The sequence below is a fragment of the Thermoleptolyngbya sp. PKUAC-SCTB121 genome (assembly GCF_016919485.1).
Lineage (GTDB): Bacteria > Cyanobacteriota > Cyanobacteriia > Elainellales > Elainellaceae > Thermoleptolyngbya > Thermoleptolyngbya sichuanensis.
On the sequence record NZ_CP070366.1, the window covers coordinates 3554569 to 3573593 of the forward strand.

General features: G+C 56.7%; 17 protein-coding genes. 6 read left to right on the plus strand and 11 right to left on the minus strand.

Annotated elements, in window-relative coordinates; genetic code table 11:
* Nucleotides 1-32: 32 nt before the first annotated feature.
* On the minus strand, nt 33-1364 hold the full coding sequence (locus tag JTM80_RS14660; RefSeq protein ID WP_205369688.1) for an NAD(P)/FAD-dependent oxidoreductase: 1332 nt from the start codon (nt 1362-1364) through the stop codon (nt 33-35).
* A 454-nt stretch (nt 1365-1818) separates the two neighbouring features.
* On the opposite strand from JTM80_RS14660, the gene JTM80_RS14665 reads away from it, so the two are divergent.
* Nucleotides 1819-2454 (plus strand): hypothetical protein, encoded by a 636-nt coding sequence (locus JTM80_RS14665; protein WP_172357140.1) that lies wholly within the window; start codon nt 1819-1821, stop codon nt 2452-2454.
* A gap of 633 nt (nt 2455-3087) precedes the next feature.
* A complete protein-coding gene (locus JTM80_RS14670) occupies nt 3088-3558 on the plus strand; it encodes a tetratricopeptide repeat protein (protein WP_172357138.1) in 471 nt (156 codons plus the stop codon).
* Between the two features lie 198 nt (nt 3559-3756).
* Here JTM80_RS14670 and fmt read toward each other — a convergent pair whose 3' ends face one another.
* From fmt to holA, 4 genes are all read right to left on the minus strand, one after another.
* Nucleotides 3757-4764 (minus strand): methionyl-tRNA formyltransferase, encoded by a 1008-nt coding sequence (gene fmt, locus JTM80_RS14675; RefSeq protein WP_172357136.1) that lies wholly within the window; start codon nt 4762-4764, stop codon nt 3757-3759.
* Between the two features lie 243 nt (nt 4765-5007).
* Entirely contained in the window at nt 5008-5268 is a 261-nt protein-coding gene (locus tag JTM80_RS14680) for a hypothetical protein (RefSeq protein ID WP_068515540.1), read from the minus strand.
* Nucleotides 5269-5298: 30 nt separating this feature from the next.
* Complete coding sequence (locus JTM80_RS14685) at nt 5299-5778, minus strand: DUF4168 domain-containing protein (protein ID WP_205369689.1); 480 nt, start codon at nt 5776-5778, stop codon at nt 5299-5301.
* Nucleotides 5779-5972: 194 nt separating this feature from the next.
* Nucleotides 5973-6968, minus strand: a complete 996-nt coding sequence (holA, locus tag JTM80_RS14690; RefSeq protein ID WP_205369690.1) for a DNA polymerase III subunit delta — start codon at nt 6966-6968, stop codon at nt 5973-5975.
* Nucleotides 6969-7572: 604 nt separating this feature from the next.
* Between holA and dnaA the strand changes: the two genes are divergently transcribed.
* On the plus strand, nt 7573-8964 hold the full coding sequence (dnaA, locus tag JTM80_RS14695) for a chromosomal replication initiator protein DnaA (RefSeq protein ID WP_205369691.1): 1392 nt from the start codon (nt 7573-7575) through the stop codon (nt 8962-8964).
* 45 nt (nt 8965-9009) lie between these two features.
* The gene (locus JTM80_RS14700) at nt 9010-9936 is read left to right on the plus strand and encodes an ADP-ribosylglycohydrolase family protein (protein ID WP_172357128.1); all 927 of its coding nucleotides are present in this window, start codon (nt 9010-9012) and stop codon (nt 9934-9936) included.
* Nucleotides 9937-10056: 120 nt separating this feature from the next.
* On the opposite strand, the gene JTM80_RS14705 is transcribed toward JTM80_RS14700, so the two are convergent.
* Nucleotides 10057-12033: a serine/threonine-protein kinase gene (locus JTM80_RS14705; protein ID WP_172357126.1), complete on the minus strand. Its 1977-nt coding sequence runs from the start codon at nt 12031-12033 to the stop codon at nt 10057-10059.
* A 474-nt stretch (nt 12034-12507) separates the two neighbouring features.
* The gene (locus JTM80_RS14710; RefSeq protein ID WP_205369692.1) at nt 12508-13551 is read right to left on the minus strand and encodes a hypothetical protein; all 1044 of its coding nucleotides are present in this window, start codon (nt 13549-13551) and stop codon (nt 12508-12510) included.
* Nucleotides 13552-14580: 1029 nt separating this feature from the next.
* Here JTM80_RS14710 and miaB point away from each other — a divergent pair.
* Complete coding sequence (gene miaB, locus JTM80_RS14715) at nt 14581-15936, plus strand: tRNA (N6-isopentenyl adenosine(37)-C2)-methylthiotransferase MiaB (RefSeq protein WP_172357124.1); 1356 nt, start codon at nt 14581-14583, stop codon at nt 15934-15936.
* On the opposite strand, the gene JTM80_RS14720 is transcribed toward miaB, so the two are convergent.
* Together JTM80_RS14720 and JTM80_RS14725 are read right to left on the minus strand one after the other, a co-directional pair.
* Nucleotides 15933-16313 carry a phage holin family protein gene (locus tag JTM80_RS14720; RefSeq protein WP_172357122.1) on the minus strand — a complete coding sequence of 127 codons (381 nt, stop codon included), beginning with the start codon at nt 16311-16313 and terminating at the stop codon, nt 15933-15935. The genes miaB and JTM80_RS14720 overlap by 4 nt on opposite strands.
* Nucleotides 16314-16406: 93 nt before the next feature.
* A complete protein-coding gene (locus tag JTM80_RS14725) occupies nt 16407-16709 on the minus strand; it encodes a hypothetical protein (protein ID WP_068515514.1) in 303 nt (100 codons plus the stop codon).
* A 211-nt stretch (nt 16710-16920) separates the two neighbouring features.
* Here JTM80_RS14725 and rdgB point away from each other — a divergent pair, with 211 nt between their 5' ends.
* Nucleotides 16921-17502: an RdgB/HAM1 family non-canonical purine NTP pyrophosphatase gene (gene rdgB, locus JTM80_RS14730; RefSeq protein WP_172357118.1), complete on the plus strand. Its 582-nt coding sequence runs from the start codon at nt 16921-16923 to the stop codon at nt 17500-17502.
* A gap of 39 nt (nt 17503-17541) precedes the next feature.
* Here rdgB and JTM80_RS14735 read toward each other — a convergent pair whose 3' ends face one another.
* Together JTM80_RS14735 and JTM80_RS14740 are read right to left on the minus strand one after the other, a co-directional pair.
* Nucleotides 17542-17880 (minus strand): P-II family nitrogen regulator, encoded by a 339-nt coding sequence (locus JTM80_RS14735; protein ID WP_068515513.1) that lies wholly within the window; start codon nt 17878-17880, stop codon nt 17542-17544.
* A gap of 164 nt (nt 17881-18044) precedes the next feature.
* Entirely contained in the window at nt 18045-18956 is a 912-nt protein-coding gene (locus JTM80_RS14740; RefSeq protein WP_225906640.1) for an alpha/beta fold hydrolase, read from the minus strand.
* Nucleotides 18957-19025 lie beyond the last annotated feature (69 nt).

The window sequence follows — 19025 nt, forward strand, 5'->3', positions numbered from 1 at the left end:
CGGTCGGTTGCCACGGCTTGCAGTTTCAGGATTCAGGCAACCCCAGATGCATCTGAAATAGGTTGGGGCAAGGCTTGAGAAGTGAGCGACGATCCCACGGGTACTGTGATAATGCGAGAACCCCGCTCACGGGTCAAGTAGGTCCAGGTCCATTGCAGCAGCACCGAAAGCTGATTCTCAAGCTGATTTAGCACGGCAATGTGAACCACGAGCCAAGCCAGCTTTGCCGGAAGCCCGCTCCACTGAATGTTGCCGACCTGCATTACGGCAAACTTGCGCCCGATGGTAGCCATGCTGCCCAGATCCACGTAGCGGAAAGGGGGCAGTGCGGGTTTGACGCAAACGCGGGCATCGATCACCTGTCCTGCATAGCGACCGCTCTGCATGGCTGCCTGGGCCAGGCCCGGAACGGGCTTGCCGTCGGATTCCATATGGGCGGTGTCTCCGACCACAAACACGTTGGGATACTGCGGCACCGAGAGGTCTGGCTTTACTGTAACCCGTCCCGCCCGATCCGTCTCGGCGTTGAGCCACTTGCCTGCGGGTGATGCCTGCACCCCAGCCGTCCAAAAGACGTTGCGGCAGGGAATCCGTTCTCCAGCTACCGTTACGCCGCCCTCGTCGATATCTTCAACCCGGCAATTCAGCCGCACTTCTACGCCGAGGCTTTCCAGTGCTTTTTGCGCTTCGGCGGAGAGATGTTCTGAGAAGGCAGGTAAAATGCGCGGGCCGGCTTGTACCAGGATGACGCGGATGCAGGCGGGATCAATGCGGCGGAACTCTGATTTGAGGGTCAGCCGAGCCATTTCGGCAATGGTGCCCGCCAGTTCTACCCCTGTAGGGCCTGCGCCCACCAGCACAAACGTCAGAATATCGGAACACTGCTGCGCGTCGCCTTGAAGTTCGGCTTGCTCAAAGGAGCGCAGGACGCGATCACGAATTTGTACAGCATCCAGCACACTTTTTAGCCCTGGCGCGATCGCCGCCCATTCGTCTTTGCCAAAATACGTCTGCTGTGCGCCCGTCGCCAAAACCAGATAATCGTAGGGCATCGTGCGATCGCCCATGAAGACCAACTGCCGTTCGGGATCAACGCCCGTCACCTCGGCCATGGCAACGGTTGCGTTTTTTTGCGATCGCAAAATTTGACGAATCGGGGACGCGATATCGCTGGGTGAAAGCGTCGCTGCCGCCACCTGATACAGCAGCGGCTGAAACAGGTGATGATTGGTGCGGTCGATCACCGTTACCTGCACCGGAGAGCGAGCTAGGGCCCGCGCTGCCTCGATGCCAGCAAACCCTCCCCCGACGATGACCACGCGGGGAAGCGTATCAGGGCGATCGCCCTTTATATTGGACTTCATATCGGACTTCGACGCTGCTTCCGTTAAGTCTGTTGAAATAGTTGAAATAGTACTCATAAAATCCTAGAGGAGCTGCCTAAAGACCTGATGATGCTCGTGCCCGAACAGCAAACTAACTCAAAGAACCGACAGCCAAGCCAACTGCTCAAATGCGTCAGAATTTTCAGAACTTCTGGATTATCCCGACAGCCCACATTGCTTATCCTGTTGCTAGACTCGCATACCAATTCGTAACAACAGGCTACGTTTTTGAGAGTATTATGCAATGTGAAATGAGTGGAGCATGTATTCCTCATCACGCCAAAGTATTGTTACAACAAGGCTTTGTAGAAATTTAGGAATTGCTTAGGAATTGCCAAAACCTGAGAGTATGTCTCTAAAGCTTTAGACTTCTTCAAAATTCGGGTTTCTTTTGGGTTTCTATAGATTCGGTAGATCGAGATCGGTAGATCGCATGATGCCATCCTGGTTTTCGCTATTTCTGGACCTGGTTAGAGGGGCGATCGCCCTTGATCCCCAGAGCTTCCTACGCCTACAAGCCTCACCCGATGGCGAAGCGATCGCCCTCTGCGTCATCCTGCTGGCTGCCTTCTCGCAGTCCCTAGCCCAGAGCATCATCCTGTTTATCAACCGAGTCAGCCCCTTGCGATTTGTCATTAGCCTGCTAATCAGCACGCTGCTGTTTGCCTTTGGCTGGCTGTTTTGGGGAGCCAGTACGCTGGTCGTCCAGCATCTTTTGTTTACTTCAGATGCCAGTTGGCGACAGGTTGGGCTAACGCTCAGCCTTGCCTACGCGCCGCAACTGCTCAGCCTCTGGGTGGCGCTGCCCTATTTCGGCGTGCCCATCTACATCCTGCTGTCAATCTGGACGTTTCTGGCGTTTTTGACGGGTATGACCACCGTGCTGGGCATCGACACCTGGCAGGCATTCTGGTGCGGGGCGCTGGGCTGGCTGGTGGTGCAGGTGCTTCAGCGCACCATCGGCCGTCCGATTAACAATGTGGGGCGCTGGATGCAGACCGTCGCTGCTGGAACGCCCCTGATGCAAAACCTGCAAGAGTTTCAGCGACAAGTGCTGCGGTCGAGGTAGACGCTGAAGGTACAGCTAGTACAGCTAGGACGAAATTTCTAACCAGAGATATACGTCAAATCGAGTGGACGTTTGTCAAAGTGAAGAGTGAGCAACTTTAAGGAATTTCCCCACTCGCCCTGCTCCATTGCAAGGATTTTGCGAGGATTCTATCTCTAGAGTGGGGCGATATTCTCGGTCTTCTACCTGTTTGGTCAGGGCGATCGCCCTCACGAAAGGCTACACTGCAAGCCGAAAAGTCAAGTACAGCCCATTTGTAAAGAACTGTTTAGTGAAAGTTAATCTGAGTCCTGCATCCCTTGCAGGTCAATGCTTTTCAAGCATCCGCAGGTGCATCTAGCGTATTTTAAGGCAGACAAAAGTTTAAAGATGCAGGATAACGGATACAGAAGCCTGATCCAGAGGCTTGAGATACGAAGCCTGACTAAGCCTGACTCACAGACCAGACTGGCAATCTGCTCCGAAGAATCCTCGTTGCTCTCGGCAAAGCCGATCTTAATTCAGCTCCTTTGATGCAATTTCCCTTAATGCAGTCCCGCTGCACCGATGCTAAAGGTTGACTGCCTGGCCGTCTGCAAGCTTCCTCGACTGCGGATGTTGATCTCAATCAAGACCTTTAATCCCTGTTTAGTCATGGACAACACCTTGATTCAATCTTTATTGGAGAATTTGAAAGATCCTGATGAATCAATTCGCGATGCTGCTACGCATGAGCTTTGGCGGCTCTGGTTTACGCAAAAGGGTGCAAGAGGGTTAGAACTGCTAGAGCGCAGCCAGACGCTCATCGATGCAGGCGAATATGGCCATGCAGAGCAAGTCTTGACGGATGTAATTGCTGACCTGCCCGATTTTGCCGAAGCCTGGAACCGTCGGGCCGTGCTGCACTACATCTGTGGACAGTATCAAAAGTCTCTGGCCGATTGTGAGCAAGTGCTGGCGCTAAACCCGATTCACTTTGGCGCAATGCATGGGCAAGGACTCTGCCACATGGCGCTGAAACAATATATGGCAGCTATTCACGCCTTCCGGCAAGCGCTGGAGATTCAGCCCTACGCGCTGGAAAATCAAAAGATGATCCTGGAATGTACGGCAAGGCTGAGTTAGGACAGCGGGATCGGGATTTTGGATTTTGGATTGGCGATTTTAGATAGCCAATTCTTGGATAGGCAATTCAAAGACCTTGCAAAGCCTTCAGCGCAGAGGGTTCAGCGATTTTGCAGGTGGCCCTGTTTGAGGAGTCTGCGCGGTCGGATAGGTAGGTGGTCGGATAGATAGTCGGATCGTCGGGGTCAGCGCTGGGGATCAGGTAGGTGAAGAGGTGAAAGAATCGCCGATCGCCAGTCTGGTTCCATTGGCCCAGTCCCAGCCGCTTTGGGGGCGTTTCCCAGACGGCTGCACAATCAGCAGCAGCAGCAGCCCATCCGATGTGTTCACCAAAACGCCGTGATGTTTGAGCAGTCCGACGATTGTGCCGGGGGCTTCGGGGGCGGCGAGGTGGGGCTGCCAGTCTGCCCGGAGGGACTGAACTGAGTCGGGGATGGGCAAGTCTGGGGCTGTGGTGAGAGGAACCGTGGAGAGTACCTTGAGCGGCTGCCCGCGGAAGTGGGTGAGGCAGTTTGGGTAGAAGCCGCGCACTTGGTTGTGGAGGGCGATCGCCCCCCGGTTCCAGTCCAGCCAATAGTCTTGCTTTTGGATCAGCGGCGCGTAGGTGGCCTGCGCGTCGTCCTGCGGGATGGGCTGAACCTTGCCCTGGTCTAGCCCTAGCAGCGTGTCGATGAGCAGGTCGGCTGCCTGCTTTGCCAGCACCGTGGCGAGATCGTGGGCATGGTCAAACCAGCCGATGGGCGTGGTGGCCTTCAGCAGCATAGGCCCAGTGTCCATGCCTGCATCCATCAGCATGGTGGTGATCCCCGTTTCGGTTTCGCCATGATACAGGCTCCACTGGATTGGCGCAGCCCCGCGATATTTGGGCAACAGTGACCCGTGGGCGTTGATGCAGCCGAGGCGGGGCATGTCAAGAATTTCGAGGGACAGGATTTGTCCGTAGGCGACGACGATGAACGCGTCGGCCTGGGTGCGGTGCAGGTTTTCCAGGGTTTCGGCATCTTTTTTGATGCGGGCTGGCTGCCAGATGGGCAGGTCGTGCTGGAGGGCGATCGCCTTGACGGGAGATGGAACTAGGTCACTGCCGCGCCCCCGTCGCTTGTCGGGCTGAGTCACCACTGCTAGCACCTCAACGCCGGGCTGACCGAGCAGTCGCTCTAGCGAGGGCACTGCAAACTGCGGCGTACCAAAAAACACAAGACGCATGGCGCAAACCAGAGAAGGGGCGATCGGGTGGCCGTCGGGCGGTCGTGGGGGCTGGGGCGTTTGCCCCACAACTAGTTCACAACTATTTCACAATTGTTTGACGACGGTAACGACGATAACGATCATCACGTTAATGACCATCACGGATCATCACGACCATTTCACAACCATTTAACGACACGTTGGCGCAGGCTCCAGGTTTGACAGTCCTTGGCGCTGCTGCCCTGGCTTTGGAGCGTTCGCTCAGCCGTGTCGATTCACTTCCTGTTGCAGCCACTCGTCCACAGGCTGGCCGTCTTTGCGGCGCAGTTCTACATCAGTCATCATCACCAGGCCAGACTCCGGGGGGGCCGGATACTGGCGGAAGGAGATCTCGTAATCATCCGGGTTTTCGTTGCGCTCTCGCAGCCAGTCTTGCACTTTGGTGGTGGCAAAAAAGCCCTGTCCATCCTGGAACATGCGGCTAATCTGCATTTGCAAGGTGTAAGGCTGGAAGCGTGGCATTGGCTCTAACGTCCCTTTTGATGACGAGGTTTAGCGCTGACGACGAATCTCAACGATGGCCTGACGAATCTGGGCGGCGAGGTTGGGATTGCTCTGCTGCATTGCCGTAATCTCGTTGAACCGTCCAATGGTCATGCCATTGCCTTGCACCACCGTAACAGACTGGGTGCAAAAGTCTGCCACAATTTGGCGGATATTGCGGGGCAAACTGCGGAGGTCGTTGGATTGGGTACACATCAGCGAGGGTAGGGGTGCGCCTGCGCTTTGAATGGCCTGCACTGCCTGCTGTCGATAAGGTTCGATTTCTAGCACGGAGGCCGCATAGCTGCGAATTTCGCCAGTAGAAACGGCTGCCTGCGCCAGGGCTGCGTTGCTCAGTTTGACGGAACCCGTCGAGACCTGAACATCGGGAACCCAGCCCAGCAGCAGCCCCGCCAGAGACAGCGCACCCGCCAGCAGCGGCATGGTGAGGCGGCGCTTTGGTCGAGAAGGAATCAAAAAGTGAGTCATAGGAGTTTTGAACAAGCCTGTAAACACAAGGAAGAATGGTTAATGTTAGGCGTGGCCTGTTTTAGCCATCCGCTTATTCTGAATTATTTTATGCGAGGGTTGTTCCTGCGATCGCCCAAGTTCGCCCAAGTTTTAGAAGGATGCCCCATATTTTTTGATGCGAGTAGGTTTTTGGCCGGTTGCCCGACGAGGCCCTAGCTGCGCTGGCCGGTGCCGCTAAACACCTGACAGAGTTCAATGACTTTGCTTTGCATCAGCACGCGCTCGTCTGCACCGTGTTTTAGCCCAGCTTCGAGCTGGAGCAGCAGCGGCAGGCTTTGCTGCAATCGATAGAGGGCGATCGCCCGCACGTCTTGCTGCAAAAAGTAAATGCGCTTGGGGTTGGCGATGTCGGCGGCACGGGCGATCGCCGCGTTGTCTCGTTCACCCGATTCGGTCATGAGCTTGACCCACAGCCAAGTGCGAACCTGCCCCACCAGCGTCGCCGCGATTCGCAGCGCAGGTTCATTGCGGGCAAACAGGTCGGCAACCAAAGCAATGGCGCGACCCGTATCGCCCAAGCGAATCGCCTCGGCCAGCTTCAGGCTGTTTTGGGCAGAGGCGCTGACCAATAGGGCGATCGCCCCTTCGTCGATGGGCTTGTTGCTGCCTGCAAAGAGGTGCAGCTTTTCTAGCTCGTTGTGCAGTCGGCGAGTATCATTGCCAATCGCCTCGGCCAGCAGTTGGGCCGCGCCAGGGGTGAGCTTTACGCCTGTGGACTGGGCCACCTGGCGCACGCGCTGTACGATCTGGTCGGTCTGCCAGGGGGCGATCGCCGCAAATTCGCGAATCTCGGCATGTTTTTGCAGCAGCTTGGTGGATTTGGCGCGGCCGTCGGGCTTGCTGCTGCTGGTCAGCAATAGCACGGTGCTGTCGGGGATGTCTGGCAGCGTCCGCGATAGCTCCGCCAGCAGGTCTTCTGAGCAGCGCTGGCAGAGGGTCGTTTCCGCTAGCCAGACCAGCCGCTGCCCCATGCCAAAGGGGGGAGTCATGGCCTGGTTGAGCGCCTGGATCACGCCGTCGGGCTGCTCTGGGGGAATCTTGTCGTAGTTAAAGCTGGCCCAGTTGGGATCAAGCGTGCGATCGCGCAGATCTTTCACGGCCTGCTGCATGGCGTATTCGTCATCCCCCCAGAACAGATAGATGGGCATTGGGTCAATGGGTTTTTAATAATTTAATTAATTTTCAAACGTGTTAAGCGGAGTCCTGCCAGCCAGGGATTTCAGGTCAAGGACGGGCCGCGTACCATAGGGCACGACCTCACGGGTCGATCGGCAGCGTTACAAGATTTTTCCAGAAGCGGCGTGTCAAGAAAACACAGGCTACAGTTCTTGATGAAGGCATACAGTTTTTTGCGTTTATTCACCAATCCCTATATATGGAATTTATATAACAATCTCACAGCACATCTAGTAGTCTAGTTAAGCTGGTAAAAAAGAGGGGCTGGCTTTGGGCGAACTGCCTGCGGCCAGTGCTGCTGTCTCTGGGGCTGTTCTGGGGCTGTTGCCCTGTTTGGGGCTGTTGCCCTGTCTAGAGCTGTCGCTCTAGAGAGAGCCTGAGAGATCCTATGGAGACCCAGAGACCTGATACCTCGCTAGCTGCCATCTGCCAAGTCCGAACTGCTGAGGGAGCGCTGGGTGTTGTTCAGTCTGGAATCGTCTAGACCTGCAACATCTCAGGCTGCAATGTGTCAGTCTGCAACCGTCAGGGTAGGGTCGCTGCATTTTGGGCAATTCACCTGGGAGAAGAGCAAACGTGGAAGTCGTGCTAGAAACCTTTTGGACAGAAGTATTGGAGCAGCTCCAGCTGAAGCTGAGCCGCCCCACGTTTGAAACCTGGATCAAGTCTGCCACCGCAGAGCAACTGGACGAAAACACTCTCGTCATCTGCACGCCCAACCCCTTTGCCCGCAACTGGCTGCAAAAGCATTACTTAAAAATCATTCACGAGGTTGTTGAAGAACTGCTGGGGCATCCGGTCGAGATTCAGATCACCGTGCGCCACGGAGAAGACGGGGAAGGCATGGCCGATCCGGGAGACATGCTGTGGCCCATGCCTACGGAGGCGCTGACCGAGCCATCGACCACGCCTAAGCAGCGCCCCAAGCCCTCAGACCTCAACCCGCGCTATGTCTTTTCTCGATTTGTGGTGGGGGCAAACAATCGCATGGCCCATGCGGCCTCGCTGGCGGTGGCCGAGTCGCCGGGGCGCGAGTTTAACCCGCTGTTTCTCTGTGGCGGGGTGGGGCTGGGCAAGTCGCACCTGATGCAGGCAATCGGGCACTATCGCCAGGAAATCGACCCCGACTCGCGGGTGTTTTATGTGTCTACGGAGCAATTCACCAACGACCTGATTACGGCGATTCGCAAAGACAACATGCAGAGCTTTCGGGAGCAATATCGTCTGGTGGATGTGCTGCTGATTGACGACATCCAGTTTATTGAGGGCAAGGAGTACACGCAGGAAGAGTTTTTCCACACGTTCAATACGCTGTATGAAGCGGGGAAGCAGGTGGTGCTGGCGAGCGATCGCCCCCCCAGTCAGATTCCCCGCCTGCAAGAGCGACTTTGCTCTCGCTTCTCGATGGGGCTAATTTCCGATATCCAGCCGCCGGATTTGGAAACGCGCATGGCCATTTTGCAAAAGAAGGCGGAATACGAAAATATGCGCCTGCCCCGCGAGGTGATCGAGTACATCGCCGCTAGCTACACGTCCAACATTCGCGAACTGGAGGGGGCCCTGATTCGGGCGGTGGCCTATGTGTCGATTTCGGGCTTGCCGATGGCTGTGGAAACCATTGCGCCCGTGCTGAACCCGTCTAATGAACAGATCGAGGCTTCTCCAGAGGCCGTGATGATGGCTGTGGCGGAAACCTTTGACGTGCCCATCGAAGACCTGAAGGGCAGTTCCCGTCGCCGTGAAATCAGCATTGCGCGTCAGGTGGGCATGTTCCTAATGCGGCAGCACACCGACCTCAGCCTGCCCAAGATTGGCGAGGTGTTTGGCGGCAAGGATCATACGACCGTCCTCTATAGCTGTGAGAAAATTGCTCAGCTCAAGGAAACCGATGTGGAACTGTCGCGGACGCTGCGCCAGTTGAGCGATCGCATTGGGTTGTCGGGATCGTCCAAGAGTTCTGCCCGCTAGCCCAAATGCGATGAGGGCTGTGGGAGCGGTGGGGGAAAGACGCGAATGGGCGATCGCCTGCTGAATCAGTATCGGGGGGCGCTGCTGGGGGCGGCCCTGGGCCAGGTGCTAGGGGCAAACGCACAGGCGCAGGGACAGCCGGACTGGCGGCAGGTCGAGCGCTGGGGTTTTGATCCGCCTGCGCCGCATGACTCGCCACCTGATCTAGCGGCAGGGCTGGGGAAATCTATGCTAAGCCTGGGCGAAGGGTTGATTCATCGGCCCCAGCAGTCGGTGGCGCTGCCGTCGGCAATTCTGGGTAATCCTGCCGCGCTGGCGATCGCCACGTTGCCCTTGGCGCTCTATACGCATGACCATCCCGAACAATTGCGATCGCACTTGCAGCGGCTGGATGCGCCTGCGTCGTCACAGTCGGTGGCGCTGGCCGTTGGGGAACTGGTGTCGCAGGCGATGCACGCCGACCAGCCGCCCCAGGTGCTGATCGAGCGGGCGATCGCTGCTCAAGATTTGATGCCCATTGCGCCGGATCTGACGACTGCGCTTCAGCGGGTGCATATCGCGGCTCAGCAAGACTCATCGGCGATCGCCCGTCATACCCTGTTCGCCGAAACGCCAGCAGAGTATTTGCCGCTCTGTCTGGCGCTTTACTGCTTTTTGTCTACGCCGAACGATGCGGCGATCGCCCTGCGACGGACCGCGCAAATCAGCCCCTCACCGCTGACCTGTGCACTGGTGGGCGCATTCTGTGGGGCTAGGAACGGCAGCAGCGGACTGCCCGCTACGTGGCGCGGGCAGGCGCATCGGGCAGGTAGTGTTGCCGCCCTGTGGGGAATTCCAGAATCAGCGATAGATTCGCTGGCCGCCATGCTTTTCGCCGCCTGGGCCGGGATCTATCTGCCCACGCTTCAGGGCGGCAAACTCCCCCATCGGGGCTGGGTAGTCGCGCCGGCTGGCAAACTCCGTCCCCGCTGAGGTCAGCAGGACGGTTGCTGAGAGTGGGTGGCGTGTTGATGGAAAGAACGAAGAGGGAGGAGGGAAGAACGAAGAGGGAAGAACGAAGAAAGAAGAGGGAAGAGCGGAGCGGGAGGACGGTTACCGAGATTGGGCGGCCTGTTGACGGAGTGCCTTTGCAGCAGCGTCGTTGGGGTCGAGTTGGAGGGCCTTGTCAAGCGCGATGACTGCATCGCTATAGCGGCGCAGCGTCACCAGTGCAGCACCCCGCGTCCTCCAGGCTTCGGGCGAATTGCGAAAGAGTCCAATGCCTTTGTCCAGCGCCACCAGCGCTTCCGAAGACCGCCCCAACTTTTGCAGCGCCACGCCCTGCTTGACCCAGCCGTTCGCGTTTTCGGGATGCTGTTTGGAAACAGACTCGTATACCTGAAGTGCTTCATAGGTGCGGTTTTGCAGCAGCAGCGCGTCTCCCTTGCCCAGTTGCGCGTCGGGGTCGTTTGGACGATAGGCCAGGGCATCGTTGCAAGATACGATGGCCTCTTCGGGGCGCTGCAAGGTGTTGAGCGCTTGACATAGCCCCACGTAGGCTTCGACCAGCTTGGGATCTAGGGCGATCGCCTCGTTATAGAGCGACAGCGCCTCGTCCGGGCGATTGTCCTGCGCTTTTTGCTGGGCCTGGGTCAGCAGCGCTGCTGCCTGTTCTGTCGGCGTGAGGGAGACCACTGCGCCGGGGCTAGGAGGATTACTGGGACTATTGTTAGAACTGTTAGGGCTGCTGATGGGGGTTGCCGGCCGGTTTTCTAACCAGCGCACCACCAGCCAGGACGAAAGCGACGTAGCCGTGGCGATCGCCACCACTGCCGACAGCAGCACCAGTGGAGTCCACCGGAGCATCTGCCAGGAGGAACTGGGCGTAGAGGGAGGTGCAGGAATGGCCCCTGAATCGTCTCGCCGAGGAATCACGTCGGTCAGGACGTTTGTGTGATCGGCTGCCTCGGTCGATGACTCCACCCACTCAACGCGAGTCACTCGCGTCGGATCAGCCTGTGGCCTGATCATGGTTTCATCCAGCGACAGCGGCGGATGAATCTGCGTGCCGATATCGTCCTGCGTTGCCTCCCGCAGTTCCATTGGGGCCACGACCGATCCCGACGCGCCGCTACTGCCAGCACTGTTGGGATAAACCAGGGATTCTGTCAATGCTGTGGGTGTGTCTGCGATTCGAGCGGATGATGCTGAGGGCACAAACTCCAGCGGCATGGGTATTTCTGCTTCGACTGGGATGGTTTCCAGGGCCGCCAGCGCTTCGTCGGCTGTGCTATAGCGATCGCGAAAGTCATACCGCACCATGCGATCCAGCACCTCTTTGAAGGCTAGACTGGCTTGGGGCGCAAGATGCTGCCACTCCAGTTCTCCCCGTGTGTCTTCCCCTAGCCGTCGCGGATGCACTCCTGTCACCGCCTGCACGCCCAGCACCCCAACTGCGTAGATGTCGCTGCTAAAGCGGGGTTTGCCTGCAATTTGCTCGTTGGGCATGTAGCCCTGAGTGCCAATGGAAATCGTGAGGTTGGTGTTTCCGGCTTCTGCGGCCTGGGCGCTGACCTGCTTCACTGCGCCAAAGTCGATCAGCACAATCCGCTGGTCGGCCCGCCGCCGAATCAGGTTTGAGGGCTTGAGGTCACGGTGAATTACCTGCTGCCCGTGGACAAATGACAGCACTTGCAGCACGTCCTTGAGCAGGGCGATCGCCCGTCCTTCAGACCAAACCTGCCCCTCTACCAGCTCGCGGGCAATAGACTCTCCTTCAATAAACTCTTGCGCCAGGTAAAACTCACGGTCTTCCTCGAAGTGGGCCAGTAGCCGGGGAATCTGGTCGTGATCGCCCAGCCGATACAACACCTGGGCTTCCGTCTCAAAACAGCGTCGCGCCATCGATAGCGTGTCGTCGCTGTTGATCTGGGGCTTCAGGTGCTTCAGCGCACAGCGAGGATGTCCCGGTAGGTGCAGATCTTCTGCCAAGTAGGTGCGCCCGAAACCACCCGTGCCCAGTTGCCGCAGCACACGATAGCGTCCACCCAGGGGCTTATCCGAATTGAGAAGCGGAGTCGAACGGCTCATTCAGCAGGGTTCATCTTGCATAGACGGGCGGCAGCGCAGAGTCACCACTCCCGATGATAGATACTCCGATCAGCTAGGAACTGGCAGACTTTCAAACGGGTGCAGCCTCAACCCGTCGCGATTCTCAGCCTAGAGCAACATGGCTCGATCAGCTTGTCAAACGCTTATCTTTCTGACAGGAATTCGGCTAGCAACTCGACCAGTGACTCAACCGGCAGGTTAGATGCGCCACAAAATGCCAGACCCACGCCGTGGGAAAGAAAACAACCGGGAAGACCAGCTAACGGGTCACCCGAAACAGGCCAAGTACCTGATCGGTACTAACTTATCCGGGATATCTCAGATGCACCTACTTATTAGTTATACACAAGTTCGCACGTCTGGTTCGGATAAACCCGCTTAAAAGTCGAGCGATCGCCCACCAGCACACCTTTCAGCCGCAGCCCTCTAGTCAGTATTGGGTTGGAATGTCTCCTAGCGCGATCGCCCTTTTTGCAGGCGATACCCAACGCCCAAAACCGCCAATAGCCCTAAAACGGCTGAGGGTTCGGGCACGGGTTCTGGTGTTGGAGTGGGCGTTGGAGTCGGAGTGGGCGTGGGTGTCGGGGTTGGAGTGGGCGTGGGTGTCGGGGTTGGAGTCGGGGTGGGTGTTGGAGTCGGAGTCGGGGTGGGTGTCGGGGTTGGAGTCGGGGTGGGTGTCGGGGTTGGAGTCGGGGTGGGTGTCGGGGTTGGAGTCGGAGTCGGGGTGGGTGTCGGAGTCAGGGTGGGCGTGGGCGTAGGGGTCGGGGTTGGAGTCGGTGGAGGAACTGGCGACACCAGAGAGGTAAATTCTGCGCCAACCAAATCTATCTGATAATCCAAAATGGGGCCGCTATAGCCGGGTCTGCCAACCCAGCCGCCCAGCCTGCTGCCGGGGTTAAGCGCACTCACCAGCTTGTTGCGATCGGCTCTAGCATCGGAAAACAGCAGATTGCCCGCAGAATCCACCGGGTCGTAGTTATAGCCAGAAATCGCTAGAAAATAAAGCCCGTCGGGAATCGTATTCCGAGGTAGGCGGAGTGTAGAACGCCTTGTGCCCGGATTGGCGCGACCGGGGTCATCGTCTGGCGTATTGTCGTTGGCAAATAAAGCTCTACCTTCTGAGTCGAACAGGAAAAGCTGCGTGTCTTCAAACAGGGTTTTGCCAAGGTTGCCTGTGCTGGCCATAAACTGTCCAGCGCTGTTCTTGATTTGAATGCCAAACAGGTCTGCGTTGCCGCCCAAAGTACCCAAGATGGCAGTGAGCTGAGTTCCTGCAACGCGAGTGTTGGCAAGCTGGGCCGTGCCAAGGGTTTGACCCGCATCCCCGACTTCAGTGAATGTGGCGGCACTGGCCGTCGGGGCGATCGCCATCGACAGACACAACCCGCCCAGTGCGAAGATGAACGACTTAATCGGGCTTAAGCTGCGCTGCTGGCAGATTGCAAATGGTCGATGCGCCACTACAGACGATGCAGCGGAAGAGGGAGATGCAAACATGGCTAGACTTAACTGAAATTTACCAGAATGCTTTTTCTACGGGAGAAACAGCTTATAAACACTGATGCCAGAGGCATCGGTGTCTCTGACCTTACAGCGTCGAAAATCGTAAGATTACGCAATGGGTGCTGCGCTGATTGACGTTGAGCCGATTGGCGTTCAGCGCGTTAACTCTAAATCCTGAACCTCTTCAAACTCTGAACGCCAGTCGCATAGCGACCTGGGCCTATGCTCGACTCATGCTCAACGACTTGCGATAGATGCACCTGATGAACGAGGAATGCTGATTACGAGCGCTGGCTACAAGCGCGATCGCAACAACTTCAGCAATCTCAGTAGATGTTACGTAAATTTACCGAAAGCTCGATTCAGTATCTACGTAGAGTACTGCCTTTGGGAAAAATTAGCAAACTGGCTCGTTATAAAACGAAAATTAGGCTCTTAACCAAGAACCAAACCTCTAACCGAGAACCAAATCGTTAGCCTAAAAATTGGAAACCGAGGCAACAGGGTTTGAAGGGAACACCGAGTGAGCCTGACTATCTAACCTACGCACTAACCTACGCGCCCGTAGCCTATGCAAGAGCGTCAAACAACTTGCCAAATCTCTCGAAGAATAAAGATATTGTAACCAAGGACACGAAACCTGTGTGGTTTCTACGTGAAGTTACGACGATTAATTTGCGGAAATTCCGTAAATTTTGAATCAAGGACAGGACTTACGCACTTTCAATAAGCATTCTGGGTTTTGGACAATTTCTCGCGGGCGCAGCCCGCGAGAAATTGTCCAACTGCGTAAGTCCTACAAGGAGTTGGAATGGCGTAGGGGAGTGCGCTGTGTCGTACTAAGCAATATGGCTCTGCAAGGTTAGTACCAGTGCCTCGAAGCCAGTGCCTCGAAGCCAGTGCCTCGAAGCCAATGCCTCGAAACCAATGCCTCGAAACCAATACGGCCCCACCCATCCAGTCCCCACCTATAATGATTAATGCCTTATCAATCCTGACCCACCCGCAAGTTTATCTTCACCTATGACCGCCTCCCCTCGCCGTTTTCACATCACCACCTTCGGCTGCCAGATGAATAAGGCAGATTCCGAGCGGATGGCTGGCATCCTGCAAGACATGGGGTTTATTTGGTCAGACGATCCCGAAGCTGCCGATCTGATTCTTTACAATACCTGCACCATTCGTGACAATGCCGAGCAGAAGGTCTATTCCTATCTGGGGCGGCAGGCCAAGCGCAAGCACGAGCAGCCTGACCTGACGCTAATTGTGGCGGGCTGTGTGGCTCAGCAAGAAGGAGAAGCCCTGCTGCGGCGCGTACCAGAGTTGGACTTGGTGATGGGGCCGCAGCACGCCAATCGTCTGCAAGACTTGCTGGAGCAAGTGTTTCAGGGCAGTCAGGTCGTGGCGACGGAACCCGTTCATATTATGGAAGACATTACCCAGCCGCGCCGCGACAGCACCGTGACCGCCTGGGTCAACGTGATTTATGGCTGCAACGAGCGCTGCACCTATTGCGTGGTTCCCAATGTGCGGGGGGTGGAGCAGTCGCGCACGCCAGAGGCGATTCGTGCTGAGATCGAAGTCTTGGGGCAGCAGGGCTATAAAGAAATAACGCTGCTGGGGCAAAATATCGACGCTTATGGGCGTGACCTGCCCGGAGCCACGCCGGACGGCCGCCACTTGCACACGCTCACCGACTTGCTCTATTTCATTCACGATGTGCCAGGAATTGAGCGCATCCGGTTTGCCACCAGCCATCCCCGCTATTTCACGGAGCGGCTGATTCGCGCCTGCGCCGAGTTGCCCAAGGTCTGCGAGCATTTCCACATTCCCTTTCAGTCGGGAGACAACGACGTGCTAAAGGCCATGTCTCGCGGCTATACCCACGAAAAGTATCGCCGCATCATCGACACCATTCGTCGCTATATGCCCGATGCGTCGATTAGCGCTGACGCAATTGTGGGCTTTCCGGGTGAGACGGAGGCGCAGTTTGAAAATACGCTGAAGCTGGTGAGCGACATTGGGTTTGACCAACTCAACACGGCCGCCTACTCACCGCGTCCGGGCACGCCCGCTGCCAACTGGGACAATCAGCTTTCGGAGGAGGTCAAGAGCGATCGCCTCCAGCGGTTGAATCATCTCGTTGCCGCTAAAGCAGCCGAGCGATCGCAGCGGTATTTGGGCCGCGTCGAAGAGGTGCTGGTAGAAGACCAAAACCCCAAAGACCCAACTCAGGTCATGGGGCGCACTCGCGGCAACCGCCTTACCTACTTTGAGGGCAACCTAGAGGAGCTACGCGGACGGGTCGTTCCTGTCAAAATCACCGAAGTTCGCGCCTTTAGCCTGACAGGTCGCGCCCTCGTCGCCGCTGAATGCTAGCCTGCTAGCTGGGTATAGATGCCGAGTCTGCCTAGCAGCCAGAATAGGAAGCTGTTGATAAAACTGAGGGCGATCGCCCCTAGCAGCGCACTGAGAAAACCCCAGCGCAGCCGAAACCCTGGCACCAAAAAGGCCGCCAGCCCAAACACAATCGCGGTTGCAACCAAACCGAACAGCCCCAGCGTCAGCAGATTCAGCAGCCTCAGCGAACTCAGCAGCGGCAACACCAGCGAATTGAGTGCGCCAATCACCAGCCCAGAGAGAAACGCCTTGGGGAAACCGTCGATATCAATGCCAAGGGGCAAGTTAGAAATAATCACCAGGCTCACTGCCGTCACCAAGGCAAAAATGAGCAGTCCGATAATCCAGCCTTCCATAGTTCTGAAGTAATTTGCTAAAGAGTTGCTGAAGAGTCTTATGGTCTGAATCTTTGGTCTGAATCTTTTTGAAACTTTAATTTTTTCAAGTTTTTATTGTCCCTGGTTGGACTGCTGCAAACAGCCCTGCACACCGCCCTTCATGGCTTCCGTCACGCGCCGATCCAGCCGGCCTTGTGCCAAAAAGCTGTCTGCGGTGGTGCCGATGATTTGGTTGGCCTGGTCTTCTGTAATTAGGCCCTGATCCATTGCGACTTTGGCTGCCGTGCAAGCGCCAGAAGCCACGCCCACAAAGCCGCCCGTCACGCCGCCCCCCAGCGCCCCTAAGATACCGCCGAGAACGCCCCCAATCAAAAAGCTAATCAAGCAGAGAGAAAAAACGCGACCTGCCCGCATAACCCAACGCTTATTAAATAGAAAGTGCAAATTAAACAAAACACCCAGAACGAGTTCTCACAGCAAGGGCAACCGGCCAAAAGCTGCGACCCGCAATGGTTGCAGTTCAGTCTTAGTGAATCCACCGCATACCATACCAGATTTGCCTAGACTTAACAAAGTAAATGCGAGCAAGTCGCTGAAAAATCCAGATGGCGGGAGGTTGATGGCCATGCATTGCTTAATTGTGGCGACGGGCAATCCGGGCAAGGTGCAGGAAATGTCGGCCTATCTGGCAGAAACGCCGTGGGAACTGAAGCTGAAGCCTGCGTCGCTGGAGATCGAAGAAACTGGCAGCACGTTTCTGGAGAATGCGGCGCTGAAGGCCTCGCAGGTGGCGGCGGCAACGGGAGAGTGGGCGATCGCCGATGACAGCGGACTCCAGGTCAACGCGCTGGGCGGTGCGCCGGGGCTATATTCAGCGCGATACGGCAAGAGCGATGCTGAGCGGATTGCGCGGCTGCTGCGGGAAATGGAGGGGCAGACCGATCGGCGGGCCCAGTTTGTCTGTGCAGTGGCGATCGCCCGGCCCAATGGTTCCATTGCGTTTCAGACCGAGGGCATCTGTCCTGGCGAAATTGCCACCTCCCCCGCAGGCGCAGGCGGCTTCGGCTATGACCCGATCTTCTACGTGCCGGAATACAGCATGACCTATGCAGAAATGCCCCCAGACCTGAAGCATCGCATCAGTCACCGGGGGCTTGCCTTTGCGGCGCTGCTGCCAGAGCTAGAGCGCCTTGCTGACGAAAGATAGACAGGAAATGCAAAATGGACAGCAGAACAGGCAGCGAGATTAAATCGCTTCCTGGTTAGCCTCGCCCGTGCGGATGCGGATAATCTTGTCTACCGGGGTGATGAAAATCTTGCCGTCGCCGATTTCTCCGGTGCGGGCGGCGGCAATCACCTTTTCCACCACCATGTCTACCTGCTCGTCTTCCACCACAATTTCAATTTTCAGCTTTTGTAAAAACTCTACGGTGTATTCCGATCCTCGGTAGCGCTCGGTTTGCCCCTTTTGCCGCCCAAAGCCGCGCACTTCGGAAACGGTCATCCCCACGATGCCCGCATTAACCAGGGCAATTTTGACTTCATCCAGCTTAAAGGGCCGAATAATCGCTTCTACTTTTTTCATTTAATCGATCACTCCTGAAAGTTTAAATTCAGTCCGCACACCAGCAGATTCGTTCTATCACCGCTTAGGGGAGCATTTTGTAGCTGGTGATACGTCGTTTTCATGATTAGTTTAAGGCTTTGGGGTGAGAAGTGATGCGAGTTTCCTGAGACGGAGGGCTGTTGTCAGGCGCGGGGCTGACAAAACTGGTAGATCGCAGCGGCGATCGCCTGGGGTTGTTCAAGATGGGGCAGGTGTCCGCATTGAGGAATCCAGACCAACTGGCTGTGGGGAATTCTGCGGGCCAGTTCTAGCGCGTCGCGGGTTCCCAATATGCGGTCTGTGTCGCCCCAGAGGATTAGCGTGGGCGGGCGGAGCGTGGACAGTTGGGAACGAAATGAACCGTAGCCGCCGCTGCGAGTGAACTGGGCCAGGGCTGTTTCCCAGTGGGGTTCTGCCAGGTGCAATGCCCCGCAGGCATAGGCACTGTCGGTGGCCAGTTGAGACTTGTAAAATGCCCGCCGCATGACGTTTTGGCGCACCGTGGGACGAGCCAAAAACCGCGCTCCCTGTCGGGCGATCGCCATCGGAAGCAGTTTGGCAAAGGCGGGGCCGCTGCGATAGCCCGCGCTGTCGATCAGCACCAGTCGCCGCACTGCATCGGGATAGCTCAGCGCAAAGTCGATCGCCGCCGCACCACCCATCGACACCCCCACTAGCACTACAGGTTGCCCAATTAGGGTTTTCCAGGCATAGTGCAAGTGTGTGCGGAGTGCTGTTGTATGAACGTCTAGGTCGGGTCGCCGTTGGGTAAACCCAAATCCCCACAGGTCGATTGCCCAGGTGTTGAAATGGGCCGCCAGCAGCGGCATCAGCCGCCGAAACTCTAGGAGGGAACTGTCGAACCCGTGCAGCAGCAAAATCGGCGGATCTCCAGTGCCCAGTTGTACGGTGTTGGTGGCGATCGCCTCTGAACAGAGCGACGTGACGATCGGCTCTCGCCGCATTTGTTCCAGCAGGGCGATCGCCTCTGGTTCAGTGATTCGGTCTTTCATGCTCAATTTTGGGGTCGTGCTGGATTGCATCCGTCGTCTCATGGTTGTCGTCTCATGCCTGTCGTCTCATAGTCGTCGTTTCATAGTCTCTGTCTGGGTTCAAAGTCTAAA

What these genes read in the sequence shown, in the direction of transcription:
- JTM80_RS14680 (WP_068515540.1), bottom strand. Translation starts at nt 5,268, where the DNA reads ATGCCACGCTTCCAGCCTTACACCTTGCAAATGCAGATTAGCCGCATG.
- JTM80_RS14740 (WP_225906640.1), bottom strand. Translation starts at nt 18,956, where the DNA reads ATGAGACGACGGATGCAATCCAGCACGACCCCAAAATTGAGCATGAAA.
- JTM80_RS14710 (WP_205369692.1), bottom strand. Translation starts at nt 13,551, where the DNA reads ATGTTTGCATCTCCCTCTTCCGCTGCATCGTCTGTAGTGGCGCATCGA.
- JTM80_RS14725 (WP_068515514.1), bottom strand. Translation starts at nt 16,709, where the DNA reads ATGCGGGCAGGTCGCGTTTTTTCTCTCTGCTTGATTAGCTTTTTGATT.
- rdgB (WP_172357118.1), top strand. Translation starts at nt 16,921, where the DNA reads ATGCATTGCTTAATTGTGGCGACGGGCAATCCGGGCAAGGTGCAGGAA.
- JTM80_RS14705 (WP_172357126.1), bottom strand. Translation starts at nt 12,033, where the DNA reads ATGAGCCGTTCGACTCCGCTTCTCAATTCGGATAAGCCCCTGGGTGGA.
- JTM80_RS14665 (WP_172357140.1), top strand. Translation starts at nt 1,819, where the DNA reads ATGATGCCATCCTGGTTTTCGCTATTTCTGGACCTGGTTAGAGGGGCG.
- fmt (WP_172357136.1), bottom strand. Translation starts at nt 4,764, where the DNA reads ATGCGTCTTGTGTTTTTTGGTACGCCGCAGTTTGCAGTGCCCTCGCTA.
- JTM80_RS14660 (WP_205369688.1), bottom strand. Translation starts at nt 1,364, where the DNA reads ATGAAGTCCAATATAAAGGGCGATCGCCCTGATACGCTTCCCCGCGTG.
- holA (WP_205369690.1), bottom strand. Translation starts at nt 6,968, where the DNA reads ATGCCCATCTATCTGTTCTGGGGGGATGACGAATACGCCATGCAGCAG.
- miaB (WP_172357124.1), top strand. Translation starts at nt 14,581, where the DNA reads ATGACCGCCTCCCCTCGCCGTTTTCACATCACCACCTTCGGCTGCCAG.
- JTM80_RS14720 (WP_172357122.1), bottom strand. Translation starts at nt 16,313, where the DNA reads ATGGAAGGCTGGATTATCGGACTGCTCATTTTTGCCTTGGTGACGGCA.
- JTM80_RS14735 (WP_068515513.1), bottom strand. Translation starts at nt 17,880, where the DNA reads ATGAAAAAAGTAGAAGCGATTATTCGGCCCTTTAAGCTGGATGAAGTC.
- JTM80_RS14700 (WP_172357128.1), top strand. Translation starts at nt 9,010, where the DNA reads ATGGGCGATCGCCTGCTGAATCAGTATCGGGGGGCGCTGCTGGGGGCG.
- JTM80_RS14670 (WP_172357138.1), top strand. Translation starts at nt 3,088, where the DNA reads ATGGACAACACCTTGATTCAATCTTTATTGGAGAATTTGAAAGATCCT.
- JTM80_RS14685 (WP_205369689.1), bottom strand. Translation starts at nt 5,778, where the DNA reads ATGACTCACTTTTTGATTCCTTCTCGACCAAAGCGCCGCCTCACCATG.